This window comes from Enterobacter cloacae complex sp. IR5384, assembly GCF_049237265.1.
GTDB lineage: Bacteria > Pseudomonadota > Gammaproteobacteria > Enterobacterales > Enterobacteriaceae > Enterobacter > Enterobacter cloacae.
On record NZ_JBMKHJ010000014.1, the window covers coordinates 38046 to 47619 of the forward strand.

Consider the following 9574-nt stretch of genomic DNA (forward strand, 5'->3'; position numbering starts at 1 on the left):
AATCATGCTCACCCGCTTGCGAGAAATAGTCGAGAAAGTGGCCAGTGCGCCTCGTCTGAACGAGGCGCTGAATATTCTGGTCACTGACATCTGTCTTGCGATGGAAACTGAAGTCTGTTCGGTGTATCTGGCCGATCATGACCGACGTTGCTACTACCTGATGGCGACCCGTGGTTTAAAAAAACCACGTGGTCGTACCGTTACGCTCGCCTTTGATGAAGGTATCGTAGGCCTGGTGGGGCGACTGGCTGAACCCATCAACCTTGCCGACGCGCAAAAGCACCCCAGCTTTAAATACATTCCCTCCGTAAAAGAAGAGCGTTTCCGCGCCTTCCTGGGCGTACCGATCATCCAGCGTCGTCAACTGCTTGGCGTACTGGTCGTTCAGCAGCGCGAACTGCGTCAGTATGACGAAAGCGAAGAGTCTTTCCTCGTGACGCTAGCCACGCAGATGGCTGCGATCCTCTCTCAGTCTCAGCTTGCCGCCCTGTTTGGGCAGTACCGTCACACGCGTATTCGTGCGCTGCCGGCCTCGCCTGGCGTGGCGATTGCTGAAGGCTGGATGGACGCCACCCTGCCGCTGATGGAGCAGGTGTACGAAGCCTCAACGCTGGATGAAGCACTTGAGCGCGAGCGCCTCACCGCGGCGCTGGAAGAGGCAGCCAACGAATTTCGGCGTTACAGCAAACGCTTTGCCGCCGGGGCGCAAAAAGAGACGGCGGCCATTTTTGACCTCTATTCGCACCTGCTCTCCGATGCACGTCTGCGCCGTGAGCTTTTTGCCGAGGTTGATAAAGGTGCCGTAGCGGAATGGGCCGTTAAAAAGGTCATCGAAAAATTTGCAGAGCAATTTGCCGCACTGACAGACGGTTACCTGAAAGAGCGTGCGGGAGATTTACGTACACTCGGTCAGCGACTGCTGTTCCACCTTGATGACACGATCCAGGGGCCGAATGCCTGGCCAAAACGCTTTGTACTGGTTGCCGATGAATTGTCCGCGACCACGCTGGCGGAGCTGCCGCAGGACAGGCTGGCAGGTGTGGTGGTGCGCGATGGCGCAGCTAACTCCCATGCGGCTATTATGGTTCGTGCCCTGGGTATCCCCACCGTTATGGGGGCCGATATTCAGCCCTCGGTGCTGCACCGACGCACGCTGGTGGTGGATGGCTATCGCGGTGAGCTCCTGGTCGATCCTGAGCCGGTACTGCTCCAGGAATACCAGCGCCTTATCAGTGAAGAGAATGAATTAAGCAAGCTGGCGGAAGATGACGTCGACCTGCCTGCACAGCTTAAAAGCGGCGAGCGCATCAAAGTTATGCTCAACGCAGGGTTAAGCCCCGAGCATGAAGAGAAGCTCGGGAGCCGCATTGATGGCATCGGCTTATATCGCACAGAAATCCCGTTCATGCTGCAAAGCGGCTTTCCCTCAGAAGAGGAGCAGGTTGCACAGTATCAGGGCATGTTGCAGATGTTTAACGACAAGCCGGTTACTCTGCGTACCCTGGACGTTGGGGCGGATAAACAGCTGCCGTATATGCCAATCAGTGAAGAAAACCCGTGCCTGGGCTGGCGTGGGATCCGCATTACGCTGGATCAGCCTGAGATCTTCCTGATCCAGGTGCGCGCCATGCTGCGCGCGAATGCGGCGACCGGGAACCTCAGCATTTTACTGCCTATGGTCACCAGCATTGATGAGATCGACGAAGCGCGACGGTTGATCGAACGTGCAGGCCGTGAAGTCGAAGAGATGATCGGTTACGCGATCCCCAAACCGCGGATCGGGGTAATGCTCGAAGTGCCATCCATGGTCTTCATGCTGCCGCAACTGGCGAACCGGGTCGATTTTATCTCTGTCGGGACCAACGATCTGACGCAGTATATTCTGGCCGTCGATCGTAACAACACGCGTGTTGCCAGTATTTATGACAGCCTGCATCCGGCCATCATTCGGGCGCTGGCGATGATTGCCCGCGAAGCGGAGCAATACGGTATCGATTTGCGGCTGTGTGGCGAAATGGCCGGGGATTCAATGTGCGTTGCGATCCTCATCGGCCTGGGGTATCGCCATCTGTCGATGAACGGCCGCGCTGTCGCACGTGTGAAGTACCTGCTGCGCCATATTGACATCGAGGATGCCCGCGAGCTGGCCGAGCGCAGTCTTGAAGCGCAGCTGGCAACAGAAGTGCGTCATCAGGTCGCCGCGTTTATGGAGCGACGCGGCATGGGCGGCCTGATCCGCGGTGGCCGCTGAGGTCTTTCTCTCTCTTCCTGTAGGCTGAGGGATCCACAATGGTTCATAAACAGAAGCAATAACGCAGCTCTCAGAATGACCACCAGAGCTGTATGTTCCCCCTCACCCCAGCCCTCTCCCAGGAGGAGAGGGAACCGTCCGTGCGTAATTTTTCTGTGGGGATCCCTCAGCCCCGTGGGAGAGGGCAACATCCCACACCATCCTCTATACACATCTTTTACATCTCTGGCGCATCCTCCGCGTCCGCCTTGTGCTATGATTCGCAACTTTGGAGCCTCTGCTGACCGCCGGGGCGCATCTCTACCGCTGTCCACTTTCAGCGGAATAACAACATCTTGTGGTGACAGATGAACAGTGGTTATCTGCATTTTCCGGAATTTGATCCGGTCATTTTCTCAGTAGGACCCGTTTCGCTTCACTGGTACGGTCTGATGTACCTGGTGGGCTTCATTTTTGCTATGTGGCTTGCTGGCCGTCGCGCCAGTCGTCCTGGCAGCGGCTGGACCAAAAACGAAGTCGAAAACCTGCTTTACGCGGGCTTCCTCGGTGTGTTCCTTGGTGGGCGTATTGGCTATGTCCTGTTCTATAACCTCCCGGTATTCCTCAACGATCCGCTCTATCTGTTCCGCGTCTGGGACGGGGGGATGTCCTTCCATGGCGGCCTGATTGGTGTGATTCTGGTGATGGTGATTTTTGCCAAACGCACCAAACGCAACTTCTTCCAGGTATCGGATTTTATCGCGCCATTGATTCCGTTTGGTCTGGGGGCTGGTCGTCTGGGCAACTTTATCAACGGCGAGCTGTGGGGACGTGTCGACCCGAGCGTTTCCTTTACTATGCTGTTCCCGGGCTCGCGCGCGGAAGACCTGGCGCTGCTGCCGTCTCATCCTGAATGGCAATCCATTTTTGATACGTACGGCGTTCTGCCGCGCCACATGTCTCAGCTCTATGAGCTGGCGCTGGAAGGCGTGGTGCTGTTTATCATCCTGAATCTGTTTATCCGCAAACCGCGCCCGATGGGGGCTGTCTCCGGCCTGTTCCTGATTGGCTACGGTGCGTTCCGTATCATCGTTGAGTTCTTCCGCCAGCCGGATGCGCAGTTCACCGGCGAGTGGGTACAGTACATCAGCATGGGGCAAATCCTCTCCATTCCGATGATCGTCGCGGGTGCCATTATGATGATTTGGGCGTATCGTCGTCGTCCACAGCAACAACTTTCCTGAGGAACCATGAAACAGTATCTTGAATTGATGAAAAAAGTGCTCGACGAGGGCACGCCGAAAAATGACCGTACCGGAACCGGCACGCTCTCCATTTTTGGCCACCAGATGCGCTTCAACCTGCAAGAAGGCTTCCCCCTGGTGACGACAAAGCGCTGCCACCTGCGCTCGATCATTCATGAACTGCTCTGGTTCCTGCAAGGCGATACCAACGTTGCCTATCTGCACGAAAACAACGTCTCCATCTGGGATGAATGGGCAGATGAAAACGGCAATCTGGGCCCGGTGTATGGCAAGCAGTGGCGTGCGTGGCCAACGCCTGATGGCCGCCATATTGACCAGATCACCACCGTGATGAACCAGCTGAAAAACGACCCGGACTCGCGCCGTATTATCGTTTCTGCCTGGAACGTGGGTGAGCTGGATAAAATGGCGCTGGCACCGTGCCATGCGTTCTTCCAGTTCTATGTGGCTGATGGCAAACTCTCCTGCCAGCTTTACCAGCGCTCTTGCGATGTCTTCCTCGGCCTGCCGTTTAACATCGCCAGCTATGCGCTGTTAGTACATATGATGGCCCAGCAGTGCGATCTGGAAGTGGGCGATTTTGTCTGGACCGGTGGGGATACGCACCTGTACAGCAACCACATGGAACAGACGCATCTCCAGTTGACCCGTGAGCCGCGTGCACTGCCGAAGCTGATTATCAAACGTAAACCGGAATCGATCTTCGATTACCGCTTTGACGACTTCGAGATTGAGGGATACGACCCGCATCCGGGCATCAAAGCGCCTGTCGCAATCTGATACGGCAAATCGTTACATAACCGGCGCATTTACGCGCCGGTTTTTTTTCGTCTGTACTCTGTTCCCCGAGGCGTTATCCAGTCGGCGTGCAACGCGTTGCAACGGATAACATTCTCTGGATAACGCCTCGTAAAACCCCGAATCGTGGCTCGTCATGTTCACGGCGTTTCGCCACACTCCCGGCATGAAAAAAGAGCACGGCTTTACGCTTATCGAAACTCTGGTTGCCATTTCGCTGGTTATTATCCTCAGCGCGACAGGGCTCGCCGGCTGGGACAACTGGCAACAGCGGCAGAGGTTGTGGCAGGTCGCCTGTCAGGTCCGCGACTATCTGGTGTTTCTGCGAAACGATGCCAATCGTCACAACCGTGACCACCTGATCACGCTTCAGCAGGACGACAGAGGCGCCTGTTTGATGAGCTCTGCAGTGCAGGGCTGTGAGAACAACAGCCCGTATGTGCTCAGACCGTTGTGGCCTGACGTCGTGCTAAGGGAGGTTACGCCTTCATTAGGATTCTATGGATTAAGGGACACGGCGTGGGCAGGGCGGATACGGGTACAGAGCAGGGCAGGAGAATGGATGATTGTCGTCTCAAACGGAGGGCGTATCAGGATGTGCACTGTTACAGGGGAAAATGCATGCCGATGAACCAGCACGGCTTCTCACTCACAGAGGTGCTGGTTGCAATGGCGATCAGCAGCATTCTGTTACTCAGCACGTCGCGTTTTTTACCGCAGTTGCAACGGGCAGTTTTGCTGCAATCCAGGGCGCAGGAGCGTGAAGAAGAGATCTGGCAACGCCTGTTCGCGATTGGCAAGCAGTTACAACGCGCGGGGTATTGCGCGGGTAATTGTCAGGGGCAGAGCCTGACCATCGGCAGGGAGGGAAGCTGTGTGATTGTCCGGTGGGATGCAAACAGTAACGGCACCTGGGACACCTCAGCATCGGATAACGAAAGTACGGGGTTTCGTCTGGAATCAGGCGCGCTGGAAACCCTGCGTGGCGCGACGGGGTGTGAAGGAAAAGGATGGGAGAAACTTACCGACCCGGCCCGGCTTATGATCCACACATTTGTGGTACGTAAACATGAGCACCCGGGATTTGCGCCAGCATTCTATCTCGAGTTGACCGCCAGCGGGGTGAATGATAAGCACGCTGCCCCTTACCAGGTTCGCTATGGCGTTACGGGGTTTAACTTGTGAACCGCCAGAATGGGATTGCCTCACTGACGCTGGTTCTGCTGTTACTGGTGTTAGGCACACTGATCCTGACCGGCCTTAACCAGCAACTCATAACATTTACCATGCTGGTTGGCGACGAGAGCCGCGCCATCCAGCAGCAGGCAGCCGCGCAGTCTGCGCTGGAGTGGGGGCGCGTTCAGCACTGGTCGTTGCAGCCTGATGTACAGTGCAAACAGAGACAAACGCAACGTGTTTGTTTGCGTGTACTGAATGAGTCGCAGGTGTTACTCATCGCTGGAGATGGAGAGCTGTTGCTCTGGCGTGGCGGGGAGATTGTCAACGGGCATATACGCTTTTTACCTCATGGCTGGAGTGATTTTTGCCCGCTAAAGGAGCGTGCGTTATGTCGGTTGCCGTAAAGAATGAAAAGGGGTTCAGCATGGTCGACGTGTTGCTGGCGATGATGCTGCTGGTGGCGATCGTAACGGCACTGTCCGGCTATCACCGGGCGCTGGCTTCCCGCTTTGCCCTGTTTAGCCAGTATCGTCAGCTCTGGCACATCGCCTGGACGCAGTCGCAGATGGATGCTGGTGCGCTGCCAGCAGGCTGGCAGATAAACCGGATGCAGACAACGCAGTCTGGATGTGTCAGCATCACGGTTACACTTATTTCTCCTCTGGGTCGACGCGGTGAGATGACGCGTCTGCATTGCCCGGTTAGCCAGTAGTCGGGAGCGTCTATGTTAAGGGTCTACCACTCAAATCGTCTGGATGTGCTGGAAGCGCTGATGGAATTTATCGTTGAGCGCGAGCGGCTCGACGATCCGTTTGAGCCTGAAATGGTGCTGGTGCAGAGCACCGGTATGGCACAATGGCTGCAGATGTCGCTTTCCCGTAAATTTGGCATCGCGGCGAATATCGATTTTCCGCTTCCCGCGAGCTTTATCTGGGAGATGTTTGTCCGCGTGTTGCCTGACATCCCGGAGCAGAGCGCGTTTAACAAACAGAGCATGAGTTGGAAGCTGATGGCGCTTTTGCCAGATATGCTCACACATGATGAGTTTGCCATGCTGCGCCACTACCTGCATGACGATACCGACAAACGCAAGCTGTTCCAGCTGGCATCACGTACCGCGGATCTCTATGACCAGTATTTAGTGTATCGTCCGGAATGGCTGACTCGCTGGGAGGCGGGTGAGTTAGTGGAAGGTCTGCCGGAGGCGCAGGTCTGGCAGGCGCCGCTGTGGAAAGCGCTGGTGGAGCATACCGAAAAGCTGGGTCAACCCAAGTGGCACCGTGCGAACCTCTACCAACGGTTCATCTCCATACTGGAAAATAGCACTGACCGACCGGCCCGGCTGCCCTCCCGCGTATTTATCTGCGGTATTTCCGCCTTGCCACCCGTCTATCTGGATGCGCTTAAAGCGCTCGGAAAACACACCGACATCCATATTCTGTTTACTAACCCCTGCCGCCATTACTGGGGTGACATTCAGGATGACCGGTGGCTTTCGCGGCTTGTGACGCGCCAGCGGCGACGTCTCTTTGAAGAACGCACGGTGCCCTTGTTTAAAGACAGTGCCTCTGCCGCGCAGCTTTTTGATGAGCAGGGCATTCAGAACCTGCCAAACCCGCTGCTTGCCTCTTGGGGCAAGCTGGGCCGGGACTACATTCATATGCTCTCTGATATCACCTCGTCAGGCGAAGGCGACGTGGATGCGTTTGTTGAAATCACGCCGGACAGCCTGCTGCACAATATCCAGTCCGATATTCTGGATCTGGAAAATCGCGCGGTGATGGGCGTGACGGCCGAAGAATTTGAACGCAGCGACACGAAACGGAGACTGGATCCCGACGATCGCAGTATCACGGTGCATGTTTGCCACAGTGCGCAGCGTGAAGTCGAAGTCCTGCACGATCAGTTGCTCGCCATGCTGCAGGACGATCCTGACCTGACACCGCGTGATATCGTGGTGATGGTGGCAGATATCGACAGCTACAGCCCCTTTATTCAGGCCGTTTTCGGCAGTGCGACGGGAGAGCGCTACCTACCTTATGCCATCTCTGACCGTCGGGCTCGCCAGTCTCACCCGGCCTTGCAGGCATTCGTTACCCTGCTGTCACTGCCCGACAGCCGCTTCATTTCCGAAGATGTCCTGGCATTGCTCGATGTCCCCGTGCTGGCCGCTCGTTTCAACATTAACGAAGAGGGGTTGCGCTACCTTCGTCAGTGGGTAAACGAGTCTGGCGTACGTTGGGGGATCGATGACGACAACGTACAGGAGTTTGAGCTTCCCCCTACCGGGCAGCACACCTGGCAGTTTGGTCTGACGCGTATGCTGCTGGGGTATGCCATGGAAAGCAGCCAGGGCGAGTGGAACGAGGTCCTGCCTTATGATGAGTCCAGCGGGCTCATCGCGGAGCTTGTCGGGCATTTAGCCTCGCTGCTGATGCAGCTTAACCGCTGGCGACGTGCGCTAATGCAGCCGCGTCCGCTGGAGGAGTGGCTGCCGGTTTGCCGGGAACTGCTCAATGATTTCTTCCTGCCGGACAGTGACACGGAAGCCGCAATGGCGCTGATTGAAACACAGTGGCAGGCGATAGTCGATGAGGGGGTGAACTCCCACTATAACGAAGCGATCCCGCTTTCGCTTCTGCGGGATGAATTGACCCTGCGCCTCGATCAGGAGCGTATCAGCCAGCGCTTCCTTGCCGGGCCGATCAATATCTGCACGCTGATGCCCATGCGTTCCATTCCCTTCAAAGTGGTGTGTCTGCTTGGTATGAATGACGGTGTATATCCGCGAGCCCTGCCGCCGCTGGGCTTTGATCTCATGAGCCCGGCACCGAAGCGGGGCGACCGTAGCCGTCGTGATGATGACCGCTACCTCTTCCTTGAGGCGCTTATTTCCGCGCAGAACAAGCTTTACATCAGTTATATCGGTCGGTCGATTCAGGACAACAGCGAGCGTTTTCCCTCTGTTCTGGTGCAGGAACTGGTGGACTATATCGGACAGAGCCACTACCTGCCGGGGGATGAAGAACGTAACTGCGATGAGAGCGACCAGCGGGTGAAAGCGCATATCACCTGTTGTCACAGCCGTATGCCGTTTGACCCGATGAACTACGTCGCCAGCGAATTGCAGAGCTATGCCCAGGAGTGGCTGCCCGCGGCGAAAAAAGAGGGGAAGGCGCACAGTGATTTCATTCAGGAGCTCGACGCGCGGCCCATTGAAACCCTGACCTTCGAACAACTGCAGCGGTTTTGGGCGCATCCGGTACGCGCCTTCTTCCAGCAGCGGTTGCAGGTAAATTTCCGCTCGGAAGAGAGCGAAATTCCTGACGCAGAACCGTTTACGCTGGAAGGGCTGGAACGTTATCAGTTAAACCTCCAGCTGCTGAATGCGCTGGTGGAGCAGGAAGATGCTGACAAACTGTTCCGCCGCTATCGCGCTGCGGGGCAATTACCGTATGGTGCGTTCGGGGAGATCGTCTGGGAGGCGCAGTGTACAGAGATGAAGGCGCTTGCCGAGCGTGTTATCGAATGCCGACAGCCGGGAACAAGCCTCGAAATCGACCTCAACTGCAACGGTATCCAGCTGACGGGCTGGCTGACGCAGGTTCAACCGGACGGGCTGCTGCGCTGGCGGCCTTCCATGCTGAGCGTTTCGCAGGGTTTGCAACTCTGGCTCGAACATCTTGTCTACAGTGCTGGCGGTAACCAGGGTGAAAGCCGGATGTTTGTACGCAAGGAGGGCGAGTGGCGTTTCCCGCCAATGGAGCCGGAGCAGGCATTACATTACTTGTCCTTGTACATTGAAGGTTACCGTCAGGGGATGAACAAGCCGCTGCTGTTACTGCCTGAAAGTGGCGGGGCGTGGATAAAAGCCTGTTATGACGCGCAGAATGATGCGATGTTAACGGATGACGCTTCACTGCAGAAAGCGCGGAGTAAATTTGTTCAGGCCTGGGAAGGTAACATGATGGTCCGTGGTGAAGGCGATGATGTCTGGTATCAACGGTTATGGCGAACGCTTGAGCCAGAATACTTTGAGACCATCACGGAAGAGGCACAACGTTACCTGTTACCGTTGTTCAAATTTAATCAGTCCTGAGCG

The 9574-nt window shown here is 56.2% G+C and carries 8 protein-coding genes; all 8 read left to right on the top strand.

Annotated features, from left to right (window positions below; genetic code table 11):
- The first annotated feature begins 4 nt into the window (after positions 1-4).
- The 8 genes from ptsP (at position 5) to recC (ending at position 9571) form a co-directional block, all read left to right on the top strand.
- Entirely contained in the window at positions 5-2251 is a 2247-nt protein-coding gene (ptsP, locus tag ACOTX3_RS13355; protein ID WP_020689338.1) for a phosphoenolpyruvate--protein phosphotransferase, read from the top strand.
- Between the two features lie 347 nt (positions 2252-2598).
- A complete protein-coding gene (gene lgt / locus ACOTX3_RS13360; protein ID WP_013098551.1) occupies positions 2599-3474 on the top strand; it encodes a prolipoprotein diacylglyceryl transferase in 876 nt (291 codons plus the stop codon).
- Between the two features lie 6 nt (positions 3475-3480).
- Positions 3481-4275, top strand: coding sequence for a thymidylate synthase (gene thyA, locus ACOTX3_RS13365; protein ID WP_013098550.1), 795 nt, complete (start codon positions 3481-3483; stop codon positions 4273-4275).
- A 184-nt stretch (positions 4276-4459) separates the two neighbouring features.
- Positions 4460-4924, top strand: a complete 465-nt coding sequence (locus tag ACOTX3_RS13370) for a prepilin peptidase-dependent protein (protein ID WP_023620429.1) — start codon at positions 4460-4462, stop codon at positions 4922-4924.
- The gene (locus ACOTX3_RS13375) at positions 4915-5478 is read left to right on the top strand and encodes a prepilin peptidase-dependent protein (RefSeq protein ID WP_047024529.1); all 564 of its coding nucleotides are present in this window, start codon (positions 4915-4917) and stop codon (positions 5476-5478) included. The genes ACOTX3_RS13370 and ACOTX3_RS13375 overlap by 10 nt, the downstream gene beginning before the upstream one ends.
- Positions 5475-5876, top strand: a complete 402-nt coding sequence (locus ACOTX3_RS13380) for a DUF2509 family protein (protein ID WP_013098548.1) — start codon at positions 5475-5477, stop codon at positions 5874-5876. Before ACOTX3_RS13375 ends, ACOTX3_RS13380 begins: the two co-directional genes overlap by 4 nt.
- Positions 5861-6184, top strand: coding sequence for a prepilin-type N-terminal cleavage/methylation domain-containing protein (locus ACOTX3_RS13385; protein WP_013098547.1), 324 nt, complete (start codon positions 5861-5863; stop codon positions 6182-6184). Before ACOTX3_RS13380 ends, ACOTX3_RS13385 begins: the two co-directional genes overlap by 16 nt.
- Before the next feature lie 12 nt (positions 6185-6196).
- On the top strand, positions 6197-9571 hold the full coding sequence (recC, locus tag ACOTX3_RS13390; protein WP_038983848.1) for an exodeoxyribonuclease V subunit gamma: 3375 nt from the start codon (positions 6197-6199) through the stop codon (positions 9569-9571).
- The last annotated feature ends 3 nt before the right edge of the window (positions 9572-9574 follow it).

Coding starts and splice junctions, on each gene's coding strand:
- ptsP (WP_020689338.1), top strand. CDS start 5: ATGCTCACCCGCTTGCGAGAAATAGTCGAGAAAGTGGCCAGTGCGCCT.
- lgt (WP_013098551.1), top strand. CDS start 2,599: ATGAACAGTGGTTATCTGCATTTTCCGGAATTTGATCCGGTCATTTTC.
- thyA (WP_013098550.1), top strand. CDS start 3,481: ATGAAACAGTATCTTGAATTGATGAAAAAAGTGCTCGACGAGGGCACG.
- ACOTX3_RS13370 (WP_023620429.1), top strand. CDS start 4,460: ATGAAAAAAGAGCACGGCTTTACGCTTATCGAAACTCTGGTTGCCATT.
- ACOTX3_RS13375 (WP_047024529.1), top strand. CDS start 4,915: ATGCCGATGAACCAGCACGGCTTCTCACTCACAGAGGTGCTGGTTGCA.
- ACOTX3_RS13385 (WP_013098547.1), top strand. CDS start 5,861: ATGTCGGTTGCCGTAAAGAATGAAAAGGGGTTCAGCATGGTCGACGTG.
- recC (WP_038983848.1), top strand. CDS start 6,197: ATGTTAAGGGTCTACCACTCAAATCGTCTGGATGTGCTGGAAGCGCTG.